The organism is Microbacterium altimontanum (assembly GCF_058349865.2).
On sequence record NZ_JBYRJB020000005.1, the window covers coordinates 337722 to 354270 of the forward strand.

General features: G+C 69.8%; 13 protein-coding genes. 9 read left to right on the forward strand and 4 right to left on the reverse strand.

Features of this window, described 5'->3' with window-relative positions:
• Positions 1 to 39 precede the first annotated feature (39 nt).
• The 5 genes from AC3RX1_RS11070 (at position 40) to AC3RX1_RS11090 (ending at position 7136) form a co-directional block, all read left to right on the forward strand.
• A complete protein-coding gene (locus tag AC3RX1_RS11070) occupies positions 40 to 1710 on the forward strand; it encodes a DUF4407 domain-containing protein (RefSeq protein WP_491501290.1) in 1671 nt (556 codons plus the stop codon).
• A gap of 40 nt (positions 1711 to 1750) precedes the next feature.
• On the forward strand, positions 1751 to 2758 hold the full coding sequence (locus AC3RX1_RS11075) for an aldo/keto reductase family protein (RefSeq protein ID WP_491501291.1): 1008 nt from the start codon (positions 1751 to 1753) through the stop codon (positions 2756 to 2758).
• 1 nt (position 2759) lies between these two features.
• Positions 2760 to 3218, forward strand: a complete 459-nt coding sequence (locus tag AC3RX1_RS11080) for an NUDIX hydrolase (RefSeq protein WP_491501292.1) — start codon at positions 2760 to 2762, stop codon at positions 3216 to 3218.
• 106 nt (positions 3219 to 3324) lie between these two features.
• On the forward strand, positions 3325 to 5052 hold the full coding sequence (locus AC3RX1_RS11085) for an ABC transporter ATP-binding protein (RefSeq protein ID WP_491501293.1): 1728 nt from the start codon (positions 3325 to 3327) through the stop codon (positions 5050 to 5052).
• Positions 5049 to 7136: an ABC transporter ATP-binding protein gene (locus AC3RX1_RS11090; protein ID WP_491501294.1), complete on the forward strand. Its 2088-nt coding sequence runs from the start codon at positions 5049 to 5051 to the stop codon at positions 7134 to 7136. The genes AC3RX1_RS11085 and AC3RX1_RS11090 overlap by 4 nt, the downstream gene beginning before the upstream one ends.
• 133 nt (positions 7137 to 7269) lie before the next feature.
• Here the strand turns inward: AC3RX1_RS11090 and AC3RX1_RS11095 are convergent, their stop codons facing one another.
• Genes AC3RX1_RS11095 through AC3RX1_RS11105 form a run of 3 tightly spaced genes read right to left on the reverse strand, consistent with a single transcriptional unit; the run spans position 7270 to position 10312 of the window.
• Positions 7270 to 7743 (reverse strand): GbsR/MarR family transcriptional regulator, encoded by a 474-nt coding sequence (locus tag AC3RX1_RS11095; protein WP_491501295.1) that lies wholly within the window; start codon positions 7741 to 7743, stop codon positions 7270 to 7272.
• Between the two features lie 11 nt (positions 7744 to 7754).
• Positions 7755 to 9374: an ABC transporter permease gene (locus AC3RX1_RS11100; protein WP_491501296.1), complete on the reverse strand. Its 1620-nt coding sequence runs from the start codon at positions 9372 to 9374 to the stop codon at positions 7755 to 7757.
• Positions 9371 to 10312, reverse strand: a complete 942-nt coding sequence (locus tag AC3RX1_RS11105; RefSeq protein WP_491501297.1) for an ABC transporter ATP-binding protein — start codon at positions 10310 to 10312, stop codon at positions 9371 to 9373. The genes AC3RX1_RS11100 and AC3RX1_RS11105 overlap by 4 nt, the downstream gene beginning before the upstream one ends.
• A gap of 152 nt (positions 10313 to 10464) precedes the next feature.
• Here AC3RX1_RS11105 and AC3RX1_RS11110 point away from each other — a divergent pair, with 152 nt between their 5' ends.
• Positions 10465 to 11931, forward strand: a complete 1467-nt coding sequence (locus AC3RX1_RS11110) for a dicarboxylate/amino acid:cation symporter (protein ID WP_491501298.1) — start codon at positions 10465 to 10467, stop codon at positions 11929 to 11931.
• Positions 11932 to 12133: 202 nt separating this feature from the next.
• Here AC3RX1_RS11110 and AC3RX1_RS11115 read toward each other — a convergent pair whose 3' ends face one another.
• Positions 12134 to 13327: a thiolase family protein gene (locus AC3RX1_RS11115; protein ID WP_491501299.1), complete on the reverse strand. Its 1194-nt coding sequence runs from the start codon at positions 13325 to 13327 to the stop codon at positions 12134 to 12136.
• Between the two features lie 121 nt (positions 13328 to 13448).
• On the opposite strand from AC3RX1_RS11115, the gene AC3RX1_RS11120 reads away from it, so the two are divergent.
• From AC3RX1_RS11120 to prpB, 3 genes are read left to right on the forward strand one after another with little or no spacing between them, the layout of a single operon-like run.
• Positions 13449 to 14105: a GntR family transcriptional regulator gene (locus AC3RX1_RS11120; RefSeq protein ID WP_491501300.1), complete on the forward strand. Its 657-nt coding sequence runs from the start codon at positions 13449 to 13451 to the stop codon at positions 14103 to 14105.
• Between the two features lie 18 nt (positions 14106 to 14123).
• Positions 14124 to 15650, forward strand: a complete 1527-nt coding sequence (locus tag AC3RX1_RS11125) for an MmgE/PrpD family protein (RefSeq protein ID WP_491501301.1) — start codon at positions 14124 to 14126, stop codon at positions 15648 to 15650.
• Entirely contained in the window at positions 15650 to 16549 is a 900-nt protein-coding gene (gene prpB, locus AC3RX1_RS11130) for a methylisocitrate lyase (RefSeq protein WP_491501302.1), read from the forward strand. The genes AC3RX1_RS11125 and prpB overlap by 1 nt, the downstream gene beginning before the upstream one ends.

Below are 16549 nucleotides of genomic sequence, written 5' to 3' on the forward strand. Positions count from 1 at the left end.
CTCAACTGTCATCCAGCCGCGCCCGTCTACTCTGGCACGATGTCGTTCTCCGTCCACCGCCCCGGCCGCTTCGGCTCCGACGGCCGCATCGAACTCGATGAGGCCGACGACCTCGACGAGACCGAGCCGCTGTACCTGAGCGACCTCCGGGCGGTCGACGCCGACGCTCTCGCCGACATCGACGACTCGGCCGACGCCGCGGAGCTCCATGCCGCCGCCGAGCCAGCCCCCACTCCCGGTCCCCGGACCGCTCACCTGTCACAAATCGACCTTCCGGAGTCGAATGAGGGTCGATTTGCGACAGGCGAACGGTCCCCGCGCGGCGATAGGTCTCCGCGCGCCGACCGGTCCCCGCGGGACGACACCGCGCCGGGCGACACCGCGCCGGGCGACACCGCGCCCGGTGACGCCGCGCTCGACGACGCCGCGCCGGGCGACACCGCGATCCTCGCCCCGGCGCCTGGCGCCACCGGGCCGCGCCGCACCCCCCGACGCATCCGGCCCCGCATGCCGTGGACGCGGCGGCTCGCAGTGCTCGGCGGCGCCGACGCCGACGTGCTCGCCGAGGTGCCGATCGAGACGCCGCGGTTCGTGCAGATGTTCTTCGTGCTCGCCGGCACCGCCCTCGTCTCGGCGCTGTCGATGTTCTTCGCTCTCGTCACGGGAGTCCGGGTCTCGGCGTGGATCGCCGTCCCCATCGCCCTCGTCTGGGCGCTGGTCATCTTCAACCTCGACCGCTTCCTCACCTCGACGATGCGGGCCACCCACAGCATCCTGAAGCTCATCGGCCTCGCCCTGCCCCGGGTCATCATGGCGGCGATCATCGGCATCGTCGTCGCCGAGCCGCTCGTCCTGCAGGTGTTCCACAACGACATCGCCCGCGAGGTCACCTCGACGAACATCTCGCACGCCCTCGCCGACCAGAAGGGCGTGACCGACGGCCCCGAGAAGAAGGCTCTGGATGCGGCGACCGCCCGGGTGAATGACCTGGAGAACCAGGCCGCGACCGGCGTGGTGGCGGGAACGTCGACGAAGTCGGCGGCATCCGTCGCTGCGCAGCAGACCGTCGACGACCTCAACAAGAAACTCGACGCGCAGCAGAAGGTCATCGACCAGGCCCGCGCGCTGTACCAGTGTGAACTCACCGGCAAGGGCCAGGGCACCGTTCCGGGCTGCACCGGCGTCGTCGGCACGGGAGCGAGCTCGACGGCCGCGAAGGATCAGCTCGCCGCGGCCCAGTCGTCGTACGACGCGCTGGCCGCGAAGCTGCGCGACGCGAACGCCGCGCTCGCCGCCGCCGACGCGAGCGGCACCGCGGCGATCAGCGCTTCGGAGGTCCAGAACAAGAAGCAGGCGCAGGACCAGCTGCCTACGGCGCGCCAGACGTACCAGGACGCGCTCGCCGCGTACAACGAGCGCGCGGCCTCGGTCGCCGGTGGCAACGCCGACGCGGTCGGCCTCCTCAGCCAGATCAGCGGGCTGGATCGCCTCTCGCAGAAGGAGCCGACCCTCGCGTGGGCGCACTGGCTCATCGCGGCGCTGTTCTTCATGATCGAACTGCTGCCCGTGCTCGTGAAGGTGCTCACCAGCTACGGCGATCCCTCTCTGTACGAACAGGCCGACGCGATGCGCCGTCAGGTCGCGCTCGACCGCGTCGCGACCCGCAGCTGGAACGAGCGCGCCGACATCGTCCGCCAGAGCACCGCCTGACGCGGCGAAGCACGTCTCTCTGCGCGAGTAGCGTGGAGGAATGGAACATCGCTACCTCGGAAACAGCGGACTCAAGGTCTCGGAGATCACCTATGGCAACTGGGTGACGCACGCGTCGCAGGTCGACGACTCCGCCGCGATCGCCACCGTGCACGCGGCGCTCGACGCCGGCATCACGACCTTCGACACCGCCGACACCTACGCCAACACCGCGGCCGAGGTCGTGCTGGGCAAGGCGCTCGCCGGCCAGCGCCGCGAGAGTCTCGAGATCCTCACCAAGGTGTACTGGCCGATCGGCCCGAAGGGGCCGAACGACGCGGGCCTGTCGCGCAAGCACATCCTCGAGGGGATCAACGGCTCGCTGCAGCGCCTCGGCGTCGACCACGTCGACCTGTACCAGGCGCACCGCTTCGACTACGAGACGCCCCTCGAGGAGACGATGCAGGCGTTCGCCGATGTCGTCCGGCAGGGCAAGGCGCTGTACATCGGTGTGAGCGAATGGACCGCCGAGCAGCTTCGCGAGGGTGCCGCCCTCGCGAAGGAGCTGCATGTGCCACTCATCTCCAACCAGCCGCAGTACTCCATGCTGTGGCGCGTGATCGAGGAGAAGGTCGTGCCGACGAGCGAGGAGCTCGGCCTCTCCCAGATCGTGTTCTCGCCGATGGCGCAGGGCGTGCTCAGCGGCAAGTACGTCCCCGGTCAGCCGCTTCCGGAGGGTTCGCGTGCGACCGACGAGAAGAGCGGCGCCGCGTTCATCAAGCGGTTCCTCCGCGACGACGTGCTCACGGCGGTGCAGAAGCTCGAGCCGATCGCCGAGCAGTGCGGGCTCACGATGCCCCAGCTGGCCGTGGCATGGGTGCTGCAGAACCCCAATGTCGCCGCGGCCCTGGTCGGCGCATCCCGCCCCGAGCAGATCGCCTCGAACGTCGCCGCCTCCGGCGTGAAGCTCGAGTCCGACGTGATGACCGCGATCGACGAGGCGCTCGGCGACGTCGTCGTGCGCGACCCGCAGAAGACGTACGAGGTGTCGCCGAAGGGCCGCCCCTGACGTGATCACGAGTGCCGCGCTCCTCCTGCATCGCCGCTCGGGCGACGGGATCGAGGTGCTCATCGCGCACATGGGCGGCCCGTTCTGGGCGCGCAAGGACGAGGGCGCGTGGTCGATTCCGAAGGGCGAGTTCGACCCCGCCACGGAGCAGGCGGCGGATGCGGCGGCCCGCGAGTTCCGTGAGGAGCTCGGGGTCGCCCCGCCGCCCGGTCCCTACCGTGAGCTCGGAACGTGGGCGTACTCCTCGGGCAAGCGGGTCACGGTGTTCGCCGCCGACGGCAGCGGGTTCGACGCATCCGGCTTCGAATTCGGCACATTCGAGATGGAATGGCCCCCGCGGTCCGGGAAGACCGTCGCGTTCCCGGAGGTGGACAGGGCCGAGTGGATGCCGGTGGCGGAGGCGCTTCCTCGTCTCGTGAAGGGGCAGCGGCCGGCGCTCGAGGCGCTGGAGGCCGGCTGAGAGCACGATGATCGTCCGCTGAGAGAGGAATCGGTGGCAGAGTGTCGGAGGCTCGTGGCACTCTGGTCTCTCCGCGCATTCGCGCGATCCCCCCTTGGAGTTCTTCGTGCTTGCGAAAGTGCTTTTCCGTTACCTCAAGACCTACCGCTGGCTGCTGCTCGGCGTGCTGGTCTTCCAATTCGCGTCGGCCATCGCGCAGCTGTACCTGCCACGCCTGAACGCCGACATCATCGACAACGGCGTCGCTCGCGGCGACACCGGCTACATCTGGTCGCACGGCGGGTTCATGCTGCTGATCTCGCTCGCCCAGATCGTTGCATCCATCGTTGCGACGTACTTCGCCGCGCGGTCGGCGATGGCGGCCGGGCGCGACATCCGCCGCGACGTCTACGACCGGGTCAGCTCCTTCTCGGAGCGTGAGATCTCGAGCTTCGGCGCCGGGTCGCTCATCACCCGCAACACGAACGACGTGCAGCAGGTGCAGATGCTCGCGATGATGGGCGCCACGATGCTCGTCACCGCGCCGCTCCTGGCGATCGGCGGCATCATCATGGCGCTGCAGCAGGACGTTGGGCTGAGCTGGCTGATCGCCGTGTCGGTGCCGCTGCTGCTGATCATCGCGGCGCTCGTGATCAGCCGGATGGTCCCGCTGTTCCGCCGCTACCAGGTGCGGCTCGACGCCGTGAACCGCATCATGCGGGAGCAGCTGACCGGGGTGCGCGTCGTGCGCGCCTTCGTCCGCGAGCGCATCGAGGAGGACCGCTTCCGCGGCGCGAACACCGACATCATGGTCGTCGGCCGCAATGTGGGAACGCTGTTCGTCCTGCTGTTCCCGCTCGCGATGCTCGTGCTGAACCTCACGGTGGTGGGCGTCATCTGGTTCGGCGGCATCGCCGTGAACGAGGGCGATGTGAAGATCGGCACGCTGTTCGCGTTCATGCAGTACGTCGGCCAGATCCTGATGGGTGTGCTGATGGCCACGTTCATGACGATCATGATTCCGCGCGCGGCCGTCTCGGCCGAGCGCATCGGCGAAGTCCTCGATGCCGACAGCTCGCTGGCCCGTCCCACCCGGCCGGTGAGCGACTTCGCGCGTCCCGGTGCCGTCGAGTTCGACCACGTCACTTTCGCCTACCCCGGAGCGGAGGAGCCCGTCCTGCACGACGTGACATTCCGCGCCGAGCCGGGCGAGACCGTTGCGATCGTCGGATCCACCGGCTCCGGCAAGACGACTCTCGTGTCGCTCATCCCGCGCCTGTTCGATGTGACGGACGGCGCGGTGCGCGTTGCAGGGGTCGACGTGCGGGAGGCCGACCTCGAGACCATGTGGCAGGGCATCGGCCTCGTGCCGCAGCGGCCCTTCCTGTTCACCGGAACCATCGCGTCGAACCTGCGGTTCGGCCGCGAGGAGGCGACCGACGGCGAGCTGTGGGACGCCCTCGAGATCGCCCAGGCTCGCGACTTCGTCGCCGAGAAGGAGGGCGGGCTGTCGGCGCGCATCGCGCAGGGCGGCACGAACGTGTCGGGCGGGCAGCGGCAGCGGCTTGCGATCGCCCGCGCGATCGTGCACCAGCCCGACATCCTCGTCTTCGACGACTCGTTCTCGGCCCTCGACCTGTCCACCGACGCGCGCCTGAGACACGCGCTCTGGCAACGGATGCCGGAGGTCACGAAGATCGTCGTGGCGCAGCGCGTCTCGACCATCACCGACGCCGACCGCATCGTCGTGCTCGACGGTGGTCGCGTGGTGGGCGTGGGCACCCACGACGAACTGCTGGAGACGTGCCCGACGTATCGAGAGATCGTCGACTCGCAGCTGGGGGTGCAGGCATGAGCGCGCCCGACCTGCAGACCGAGGAGGAGCGGCTCGAACTCGAGCTCGCCGAGCAGGCGCGGCTGAACGCCGACGACTGGAGCGGCGGGGTCGCACCCGGGAAGGCCGCGAACTTCGGCAAGAGCTTCGGCCGGATGATCGGGCTGCTGAAGCCCCACTGGATCGGATTCTCGCTCGTGTCGCTCGCCGGCGCCATCGGCGTGGTCCTCGCCGTCATCGCGCCGAAGGTGCTCGGCGAGGCGACGAACATCATCTTCGAGGGAGTGGTGTCGCTCGGGCTCGCCGCCGCGCACATCCCGGCCGGCACATCACAGGCGCAGGTCGTCGAGATGCTGCGGCAATCGGGACAGACCGACATCGCGAACATGGTCGCCGCGATGAGCGACTTCCAGGTCGGCGCCGGAGTCGACTTCGACCGGCTGCGCATGGTCATCGTCGCGGTCCTCGCGATCTACGTCGTGTCGGCGCTGCTCAGCTGGGTGCAGGGTTACGTCATCAACGTGATCATGGTCCGGACGATGTGGCGGCTGCGCGAGGACGTCGAGGCGAAGCTCAACCGGCTGCCCCTGTCGTACTTCGACAAGGTGCAGCGCGGCGAGCTGATCTCCCGGGTCACGAATGACATCGACAACATCACGCAGACGATGCAGCAGTCGCTGTCGGGCGCGCTCACGAGCGTGCTGACGGTGGTGGGCGTGCTGGTCATGATGTTCACGATCTCGTGGCAGCTTGCGCTCGTCGCCCTGGTCTCGCTGCCGCTGATGGCCGTGATCTTCGGCATCATCGGCCCGAAGTCGCAGAAGGCCTTCAGCATCCAGTGGCGCAAGGTCGGACGGCTCAACGCGCGCGTCGAGGAGTCGTTCTCGGGGCATGCCCTCGTGCAGGTGTTCGGCCGCGAGCAGGACTCGCGCGCCAAGTTCGCCGAGGAGAACGAAGAGCTCTTCCAGGCGTCGTTCAAGGCGCAGTTCCTGTCGGGCATCATCATGCCCGGAATGATGTTCATCGGCAGTCTCACCTACGTGGGTATCGCGGTGCTCGGCGGCCTCATGGTGGCCTCGGGCAACCTGCGGCTCGGCGATGTGCAGGCGTTCATCCAGTACTCCCAGCAGTTCACTCAGCCGTTGAGCGAGCTCGGCGGGATGGCGGCCGTCGTGCAGTCCGGCACGGCGTCGGCAGAGCGGGTGTTCGACCTCCTCGACGCCGACGAGCAGGAGCCCGACGCGGCCGATGCGCCCGAGCTGCGGCCCGGTCGCGGGGTGATCGAGTTCGATCACGTGAAGTTCTCGTACGATCCGGCGCAGCCGCTGATCCGCGATCTGTCGTTCCGAGTCGAACCGGGGCAGACCGTCGCGATCGTCGGCCCGACGGGCGCCGGCAAGACGACGCTCGTGAACCTGCTGATGCGGTTCTACGAGCTCGACGGTGGACGCATCCTGCTGGACGGACAGGACGTGTCGCAGCTCACCCGCGACGATGTGCGCAGCCGCACCGGCATGGTGCTGCAGGACCCGTGGCTGTTCGCGGGGACGATCCGCGAGAACATCCGCTACGGTCGGCAGTCCGCCACGGACGAGGAGATCGTGGCCGCCGCGAGGGCGACGCGCGTCGACCGATTCGTGCACTCCCTCCCCGACGGGTACGACACGGTCCTCGATGAGGATGCGTCGAACGTGTCGGCGGGGGAGAAGCAGCTCATCACGATCGCCCGGGCGTTCGTGGCGCAGCCGTCGGTGCTGATCCTCGACGAGGCGACGAGCTCGGTCGACACCCGAACGGAGCTGCTGCTGCAGCACGCGATGGCGGCGCTGCGGCAGGGGCGCACGTCGTTCGTGATCGCGCACCGGCTCTCGACGATCCGCGACGCCGACCTCATCCTCGTGATGGAGCACGGCGACATCGTGGAGCAGGGCACGCACGACGAGCTGATCGCGAAGCAGGGCGCGTACTGGCGGCTGTACCAGTCGCAGTTCGAGCAGGCGGCGGCCGACGTCGACGCCGAGCAGGTGCTCGTCACCGCGACCGGCGCGGTGCCGGTGGTGGCTCCGGAGCTCGCCGGAGTCGTGCAGCCGCCCGAGGAGGCGTAGGTCCCTGAGCGCCCTTCGACTCGTCGCTTCGCTCCTCGCTCAGGAACCGCGCAGCGAGTCGAAGGGCCGCACCACTCAGGTCCCTGAGCGCCCTTCGACTCGGTCGCGCTCCGCGCGTCCTCGCTCAGGGACCTCACGCGGGCTCGGCGGTCGAACTCCGCTCGGCCTCCCACTCGCCGATGAGCTGCGGCATCCGTCGTGAGAGGAAGCGCATGAACGCGGCGATGTCGGCCGCGCGCGTCTGTGCGGCAGCATCGGCCGTGAGGTCGGCGGCCATCTCCTCGAGGATCGCCGCCGACCGGACGTACACCGGCGAGTTGTCGACGACCGACCGGTAGAACGCGTCCTCGAGCAGCACATACCGCTCGCGCCGCTCGCCGGGAACAGTGCGCCGGTGGATGAAATGCAGCTGCTGCAGGTAGCGCACCGCTCCCGACACGGCTGCCGCGCTCACCCCGAGCCGCTCGCACAGCTCGCCGGCCGTATACCCGTCGGCGGGCGCGGCGATGAGCGCCATCATGACGCGCGCCGGCATCCGCGGCATCCCGGCCGCCGTCATCACGGCCGCGGCGCGCTCGGCGGACTCGATCGCGTGGTGCTCGGTCATCATCGACGAATCTACCCGTCGGCCGTGAGCTGCCGTCGGCGCATCAGAGTGAGGGATGCGGCGGCTCCGACCGCGATCGCGAGGATGAGCCACCACAGCCCCCGCACGTCGACATCACTGCCCGACACGACGGGCGTCACGCCGAACGGCGACAGGTTCGTCGTCCACTCCGGGAGACCGAACAGCGGACCGAACATGCCGAGCGTCGTCGCGACCAGCACCAGCGCCCAGGCGAGGCCGATCGTCGCTCGCGGCACGACCACGAAGATGAGCGCCGTGACCACAGTGAACACCGTCGCCGCGACGAACTGTCCGGTGCCGTCCACGACGACCGTGCGGTACAGGTCGGCACCTCCGCCGTTCGCGGCGAGGCCGAGAGACGCCGCACCCACGGCCGCGGCGACGATGATCAGCACGGCGCACGTCGCGACGATGAGGTAGTCGGCGAGCCAGCGCACCCGCCCGACGAGGGCGGCGAGCACCGGCTCCGCGGTCCCGTGCGCCTCCTCCTGCCGCGCGCGGACGACGGTCTGCACAGCGCAGCATCCGGCCACGATCCCCAGCATCGTGAAGAACACCGTGATGACGGCCTCGTCCAGCGAACCGGACTGCGCCAGCTTGGTGATGATGTCCACGACGGCTGGATTATCACCGGCCACCTGATCGACGACGCTCCCCAGCGTCGTCGCCAGGAGACCGGTGAGGGCTCCGCCGATCGCCCAGCCCACGATCGAGCCCGATGCGAGACGCCAGACCAGGGCGTGCGACGACGCCAGGGCCGGCCGCGCATGCACCCGTCCGGCCCGGCCGGTGAGGAAGCTCGCTCCCATGTCGCGCACCGACTGCAGCACCGTCGCGGCGATGCCGAGCCCGAGTCCGACGGCCACCGCGAGCAGCACGGGCCACCACGTGTTCTCATCGAACGGACGCGTCTGCTCGGCACAGCCGAACGGCGAGATCCACGCCGGCCAGGCGCTCCGCATGTGCGTGAGGTCGTCGCTCGGGGTGCCCGCCGCGTTGCCGATGCCGCGCAGCAGGAACGTCGCCACGAGGACCCAGATCGTCAGCGCGTTCGCCGCCCGCGAGGTGCGCACGAGCTGTGCGGCCACGAGGCCGATGCCGAGGAACGCGATGCCGGTCGCAGCGGCAGCCGCACCCGTCAGCCACGACCCGGCGGCGCCGAGGCCGGTCGAGATGAGCGCCGCGGCGGTGAGGATGCCGAGCACGACGTCGGCGAGCACGCCATGCACGATCGTGGCGACGGTGGGCAGCGCCCGGCCGGCGGGGGTCGCCGAGAGCAGCTCGGCGCGACCCGCCTCCTCGTCGGCGCGCGTGTGGCGCACCGCCAGGAACGTCGACATCAGCGCGGCGAGGATCGCGAGCCATGGCAGGATCTCGAACGCGAGGAACCCTCCCTCGCTGGATCCCGACGGCAGCCCCCGGAACATCAGGATGACCGGATTCGCCACCGCGGCGGCGAGGATGTTCTGACGGTCGGCAACCGTCGCGTACGACTGCGTCACTCCCGCATATCCTGCGTACGCCATGAGCGCCGTGCCGACGATCCAGAGCAGCAGCTGGAGCCAGTCGCGGCGCAGACGCTGGCGCAGGAGGGCCGTCATCCTGCTCATCGCTTCGTCCCCGCTTCCGCGGTCTCGAGGTCGGCCAGTTCGTCGCCGTAATGGCGCAGGAAGAGCTCCTCGAGCGACGGCGGCGCGACGCGCAGGCCCTCTACGCCGAGCTGCGCGAGCGCAGGCAGGGTCTGCGCGATCCGGTCGCTGTCGACGGTGAACCGGGCGCGCCCGTCCTGCACGGTGGCGTCATGGGCGCCGGGCAGCGCGGCGAGGCGCTCGGGCGCCAACCCGTCGGCGGCGAAGGAGACCTCGGTCCGGGTGAGGTGGCGCAGTTCGCTGAGCGTGCCGGACTCGACGATCCGTCCCTCGCGGATGATCGAGACGCGGTCGCAGAGCTGCTCGACCTCGGAGAGGATGTGGCTCGACAGCAGCACCGTCGCCCCCGCGTCGCGCACCCGGTCGACCTCGCGGTGGAACACGACCGACATCAGCGGGTCGAGGCCGCTCGTCGGCTCGTCGAGGATGTAGAGGTCGGCGGGCACCGCGAACGCCGCGATCAGCGCGACCTTCTGCCGGTTGCCCTTCGAGTAGCTGCGGCCCTTCTTGCGGGGATCGAACTGGAACTCCTCCATGAGCCGTGCGCGCTCCCGGCGGTAGATGCGATCCGAGCGCGCCGTGCCGCGCAGGCGCGCGAGCAGGTCGACGGCCTCGCCGCCGGAGAGGTTCGGCCAGACGCTCACATCGCCCGGCACATATGCGGTGCGCCGGTGGATGGCGACCGCATCGCGCCACGGGTCCTCACCGAAGACGGATGCGTCGCCGCTGGTCTTGCGTGCGAGCCCGAGGAGGATGCGGATCGTCGTCGTCTTCCCCGCGCCGTTCGGGCCGAGGAAACCGTGCACCTGCCCGGGTTCGACGGACAGGTCGAGCCCGTCCAGGGCGTGCGTGCGGCCGTAGTGCTTGTGCAGGCCGCGGGTGTCGATCACTGTGGTCATGAGCGGCAAGCGTACGCCGAGTTCATGAATTTGTGAACACTCCGAAATGGCCGGTTTGTGACGCTGCGTGTCGTCACCGTTCGTCACGCCCGCGGCGGCCGCGCTTCACGCCCCTAGCATCGTGCCATCCCCGCACTTTCACAGGAGACACCATGAGCACCCAGACAGCGTCACGCGACGCGCGAGCAGCAGACCGGGCCCCGCGCGGCCCGGTGCGGCGACTGCTCACCAATTTCGGATTCCAGATCCTCGTCGCCCTCGTCCTCGGCATCGTCCTCGGGCTGTGGGCGCTGTCGATCGGCGACGACAGCGCCGGCAACGCCAACGGACTCGCCGCCACCCTCGGGGTGATCGGCTCGTCGTACGTGACGCTGCTGAAGGCCGCCGTCGTACCCCTGATCTTCGCCGCGATCGTCGCGAGCATCTCCAATCTGCGTCGTGTGCGCAATGCGGCGCGGCTCGCCGGACAGACGCTCGTGTGGTTCGCGATCACCGCGTTCATCGCGGTGTCGATCGGCATCGTCCTGGGACTCGTCATCCAGCCCGGCGCCCGCGCCGGCGAGGGGCTGGAGCCGAGCGAGCCGCACACCGTCGGGTCGTGGTGGAACTTCCTCATCGGACTCATCCCGCAGAACTTCCTCGGTCTCCAGGTCTCGAGCTCGCTCGACGGCCAGGACGTCACCTCCACCGTGGGCTTCAACATCCTGCAGGTCATCGTCGTCTCGGCGGCCATCGGCATCGCCGCGCTGAAGGCCGGGCGCAAGGCGGAGCCGTTCCTCGCGTTCGTCGAGTCGTTCCTGAAGGTCATCCAGCGTGTGCTGTGGTGGATCATCCGCATCGCGCCGATCGGCACGCTCGGCCTCATCGCCAGCGCCGTGGTCAACTACGGATGGGAGAAGCTCGCGTCGCTCGTCTGGTTCGCCGTCGCGGTGTACGTCGGCCTCGCGCTCGTGCTGTTCGTCGTCTACCCGATCCTCGTCAAGACGCACGGACTGTCCATCCGGCAGTACTTCTCCGGTGTGTGGCCGGCGGTGCAGCTGGGATTCGTGAGCCGGTCGTCGATCGGCACCCTGCCGGTGACCGAGCGCGTCACCGAGCGCAACCTCGGCGTGCCCCGGGCGTACGCGTCGTTCGCCGTGCCGTTCGGCGCGACCACGAAGATGGACGGCTGCGCTGCCATCTACCCGGCGATCGCCGCGATCTTCGTCGCGCAGTTCTTCGGGATCGCCCTCACCCCGATCCAGTACATCCTCATCGTGGTGGTGTCGGTGTTCGGCTCCGCCGCCACCGCCGGCACGACGGGCGCGACCGTCATGCTGACGCTCACGCTGTCGACGCTGGGCCTTCCGCTCGAGGGTGTCGGCCTGCTCCTGGCGATCGACCCGATCCTCGACATGGGCCGGACGGCGCTGAACGTCGCCGGGCAGGCGCTCGTGCCGACGATCGTCGCGAAGCGCGAGGGGATCCTCGATCTCGACCTGTACAACGCCTCGCGCGACGGCTTGCCGTTCGCCGACGACAGCGACGACGAGCCGGCGGATGCCTCGGCCGACGACGCGGCGGACTCCGGTCCGGAGGCGGCTTCCGACGACGAGCGCGAGCGCGTCCCGGTCGGCTGAGCACCGCAGTGAACCGCGACGACCCACGGGATGTCCCGTGGGTCGTCGCGGTTCTGTGGTCCCGGAGCAGGGGCGGGATTCCCGGCGACGCAGCGCCCTCGCGTCGCTTCAGATCGCCGCCCCTGGCTGTCGCTTCGTGCAGCCGATGCGACCATTCCGGACGGCGTTCGGGCGGCGCCCGGCCTGTGACCCGCCCGGTGCGTCAGAGGCGTTCGATGATGGTGGCGTTCGCCATCCCGCCGCCCTCGCACATCGTCTGGAGCCCGAACCGACCGCCGGTGGCTTCGAGGTAGGACAGCAGGGTGCCCATGAGCCGTGCGCCGGTGGCGCCGAGGGGGTGGCCGAGCGCGATCGCGCCGCCCCACGGGTTGAGCTTCGCGGGATCGGCGCCGACCTCCTGCGCCCACGCCATCGGCACGGGCGCGAAGGCTTCATTCACCTCGTATGCGTCGATGTCGTCGATCGTCAGTCCCGCGCGATCGAGGATGCGGCGGGTCGCGGGGATCGGCCCCGTGAGCATGTACAGCGGATCGTCGCCCACGACCGCGAACGAGTGGAACCGCGCCCGCGGAGTCAGCCCCAGCTGGGCCGCCCTCTCTTCGCTCATGATGAGCAGCGCGGACGCGCCGTCGGTGAGCGGGGAGGAGTTGCCGGGGGTGATGTTCCACGCGATCTGCGGAAAGCGGGCGGCGATCGCGTCGTCGCGGAAGGATGCCGGCAGCCCGGCGAGCTTCTCGACGGTCGTTCCCGCGCGCACGGTCTCGTCGGTGGTCACGAGGGTCGGCTCGCCGTCGGCCCCCGTCGTCGGGACGGAGAGCAGCTCACGCTCGAACCGGCCCGCCTCCTGCGCGGACGCCGCGCGACGGTGCGACTCGGCCGCGAACGCGTCGAGCGCCGCCCGATCGAAGCCCCACTTCGCGGCGATCAGCTCCGCGGAGACGCCCTGATTCACGAGCCCGTCGGGATACCGCTCCCGCAGTTGCGGTGACACGGCCGTTCCGCCGGCGGTCGACGAGCCCAGCGGCACCCGGCTCATCGACTCCACGCCGCCGGCGATCACGACGTCGTAAGCGCCCGCGATTACGCCCTGCGCGGCGAAGTGCGCGGCCTGCTGGCTCGACCCGCACTGCCGGTCGATGGTGGTCGCGGGCACCGACTCGTCGAACCCCGCCGCCAGCACGGCGTTGCGGGCGATGTTCGTCGACTGGTCGCCGGTCTGGCTGACGCATCCCATCAGCACGTCGTCGACCTGTGCCGACTCCAGCCCGTTGCGTTCGAGGAGCGACGACAGCACCAGTGCTCCCAGATCGACCGGGTGCACACCGGACAGCGCACCACCCGGCTTCCCTCGCCCCGATGGAGTGCGAACGGCATCGACGATGACTGCAGTGCTCATGTCTCTCTCCAGTGTCAAGCTTTGTATACGGTGCGGGGGTGCGATCGGCACACTGTCACGACTTGCGCGCTTTATGTATACACTAGCCCGCAAGAGGGCAGTCGGGTCGAAAGGAGTGCGCATGCGGGCCAGTGATCGTGCGTACCGCACCCTGCTCGACGAGATCCAATCGGGGCTCCTGGCGCCTGGCGCGGTCCTCGGCGAAGTCGAGCAGGCGGCGCGGCTCGGCGTGAGCCGCACTCCGCTGCGCGAGGCGATCGGCCGGCTCGCCGCCGACGGCCTCGTCGTGCAGCAGTCGCCGCGCGTCACCGTCGTCAGCGAGATCGACGCGGGCGACATCCGCGAGCTGTTCGAAGTGCGCCGCGCGCTCGAGGAGACGGCGGCCCGGCTCGCCGCACAGCGGGCCGACTCCGCCACCTTCGCCGCGCTGGCGGCGGGGTTCGCCGCCGTCCGTCTCGACGAGACCGACGCGCCGGATGCGTATCGCGAGCTCTTCGCCCGGTTCGACGCCGCACTCGACGGCGCCGTCGCCAACGACTACCTGACCTCCGCGATGCGCACGATCCGCACCCATCTCGTGCGCGTGCGGCGCATGGCCCGCGAGAACCCGGAGCGTCTCGCCTCCGCCGTCGCCGAGCACCGCCTGATCGCCGAGGCGATCGCCGCCGGCGACGACGAGCTCGCCGCACACGCCACCCACATCCACCTGCACAACGCCCTGGAGAGCATCCTCGCCTCCGTCGAGGGCACGCGGCCGACACCGGTCGCCGCCGTCTGAAGCATCAGAAGGAGCAGCATGACCGTCACGCACCACGTTCGCGTCTACAAGAGCGAAGAGAGCCTGCCCCGCGAGGAGCAGCTCGCCTACAAGATCGCCGAAGTCGCCGCCGACCCGATCCCCGTCGACGACGACGTCGTCGACATGATCATCAACCGCGTCATCGACAACGCGGCGGTGGCGGCGGCATCCCTCACCCGCGCGCCCGTCAGCGCCGCGCGCCAGCAGGCCCTCGACCACGCCGTGTCGATCTCCGGCGACGGCTCGACGGTCTTCGGATGCGCCCTCGAGCGGCGCACGAGCCCGGAATGGGCGGCGTGGGCCAACGGCGTCGCCGTGCGGGAGCTCGACTACCACGACACGTTCCTCGCCGCCGAGTACTCGCACCCGGGCGACAACATCCCGCCGATCCTCGCGGTCGCACAGCACGCGGGATGCGACGGCGCCGCGCTCGTGCGCGGCATCGCCACCGGCTACGAGATCCAGATCGACCTCGCCCGGGCGATCAGCCTGCACAAGCACAAGATCGACCACGTCGCGCACCTCGGCCCCTCTGCCGCCGCCGGCATCGGGACGCTCCTCGGCCTGCCGGTCGAGACGATCTATCAGGCCGTCGGCCAGGCGCTGCACACGACGACCGCCACCCGCCAGTCGCGCAAGGGCGAGATCTCCACGTGGAAGGCCCACGCCCCCGCGTTCGCCGGGAAGATGGCGGTCGAAGCCGTCGACCGCGCGATGCGCGGCGAGACCAGCCCCTCGCCGATCTACGAGGGCGAGGACGGCGTCATCGCCTGGATGCTCGACGGTCCGGATGCGTCCTACGACGTGCCGCTCCCCGCGGGCGGCGAGGGGAAGCGGGCGATCCTCGACTCGTTCACGAAGGAGCACTCCGCCGAGTACCAGGCACAGGCCTGGATCGACCTCGCCCGCAAGCTGCACAACGAGCACCCCGGCGCCTTCACCCCCGACAACGTCGCCTCGATCGTCCTCCACACGAGCCACCACACGCACTACGTGATCGGCTCGGGCGCGAACGACCCGCAGAAGTACGACCCGGCCGCGTCGCGCGAGACGCTCGACCACTCCATCCCGTACATCTTCACGGTCGCGCTCCAGGACGGCGCGTGGCACCACGTCAAGTCGTACCTCCCCGAGCGCGCGGCGCGCGAGGACACCGTCGCACTGTGGCGCAAGGTCACGACGGCCGAGGACGAGGAGTGGACGCGCCGGTACCACTCCGAAGACCCGAACGAGAAGGCCTTCGGCGGGCGCGTCGAGATCACGTTCGCCGACGGCGGCACGATCGTCGAGGAGATCGCCGTCGCCGACGCGCACCCCCTCGGCGCACGGCCGTTCGCCCGCGAGGACTACATCCGCAAGTTCCGGATGCTCGCCGAGCCCGTGCTCGAGCCCGACGAGATCGAGCGCTTCCTCGACCTCGCCCAGCGGCTGCCCGAGCTGAACGCCGACGAGGTCAAGCAGCTCTCGATCGTCGCCAAGCACGGCGTGCTCGCCACGTCTCCCGCGCCGAAGGGACTGTTCTGATGCTGTACAGCCCGACGCCGGCGGGCGAGAAGCGACGACTGTTCCGCGAGCGCCTCGACAGCGGCGAACTGCTGCGGTTCCCCGGCGCGTTCAACCCGCTGAGCGCGCGCCTCATCGAGCGCAAGGGCTTCGAGGGCGTGTACATCTCGGGCGCCGTGCTGAGCGCCGACCTCGGCCTGCCCGACATCGGACTGACGACCCTCACCGAGGTCGCCGGCCGCGGGCAGCAGATCGCACGGATGACCGACCTCCCCGCGATCATCGACGCCGACACCGGGTTCGGCGAGCCGATGAACGTCGCCCGCACGATCCAGACCCTGGAAGATGCGGGGCTTTCCGGCACCCACATCGAGGACCAGATCAACCCCAAGCGCTGCGGGCACCTGGACGGAAAGGCGGTCGTCGACGAGGACACGGCGGTGAAACGCATCCGTGCGGCAGTCGACGCCCGGCGCGACCCGAACTTCCTCATTATGGCGCGCACCGACATCCGCGCGGTGGACGGCATGGACGCCGCCGTCGACCGTGCCAAGGCGCTCGTCGACGCGGGAGCCGACGCGATCTTCCCCGAGGCGATGCGCACGCTCGACGAGTTCGCGGCGATGCGCGCGGCGCTCGACGTGCCGATCCTCGCCAACATGACCGAGTTCGGCAAGAGCGACCTGTTCACCGTCGACCAGCTGCGCGACGTGGGAGTGAACATCGTCATCTGGCCGGTGTCGCTGCTGCGCCTCGCGATGGGCGCCGCCGACCGCGGCCTCGACACGCTGCTCGGCGAGGGCCACCTCACCCCCCGGCTCGGCGAGATGCAGCATCGCGCCGACCTGTACGACCTGATTGACTACGAGGCGTACAACCACTTCGACACCAGCGTGTTCAACTTCCAGATCGCCCGATAG

Bases quoted from the DNA above. Each gene is read 5' to 3' on its own strand.
- AC3RX1_RS11070 (WP_491501290.1), top strand. From the start codon at position 40: ATGTCGTTCTCCGTCCACCGCCCCGGCCGCTTCGGCTCCGACGGCCGC.
- AC3RX1_RS11115 (WP_491501299.1), bottom strand. From the start codon at position 13,327: ATGAGCACTGCAGTCATCGTCGATGCCGTTCGCACTCCATCGGGGCGA.
- prpB (WP_491501302.1), top strand. From the start codon at position 15,650: ATGCTGTACAGCCCGACGCCGGCGGGCGAGAAGCGACGACTGTTCCGC.
- AC3RX1_RS11120 (WP_491501300.1), top strand. From the start codon at position 13,449: ATGCGGGCCAGTGATCGTGCGTACCGCACCCTGCTCGACGAGATCCAA.
- AC3RX1_RS11125 (WP_491501301.1), top strand. From the start codon at position 14,124: ATGACCGTCACGCACCACGTTCGCGTCTACAAGAGCGAAGAGAGCCTG.
- AC3RX1_RS11110 (WP_491501298.1), top strand. From the start codon at position 10,465: ATGAGCACCCAGACAGCGTCACGCGACGCGCGAGCAGCAGACCGGGCC.
- AC3RX1_RS11095 (WP_491501295.1), bottom strand. From the start codon at position 7,743: ATGACCGAGCACCACGCGATCGAGTCCGCCGAGCGCGCCGCGGCCGTG.
- AC3RX1_RS11105 (WP_491501297.1), bottom strand. From the start codon at position 10,312: ATGACCACAGTGATCGACACCCGCGGCCTGCACAAGCACTACGGCCGC.
- AC3RX1_RS11100 (WP_491501296.1), bottom strand. From the start codon at position 9,374: ATGAGCAGGATGACGGCCCTCCTGCGCCAGCGTCTGCGCCGCGACTGG.
- AC3RX1_RS11075 (WP_491501291.1), top strand. From the start codon at position 1,751: ATGGAACATCGCTACCTCGGAAACAGCGGACTCAAGGTCTCGGAGATC.
- AC3RX1_RS11090 (WP_491501294.1), top strand. From the start codon at position 5,049: ATGAGCGCGCCCGACCTGCAGACCGAGGAGGAGCGGCTCGAACTCGAG.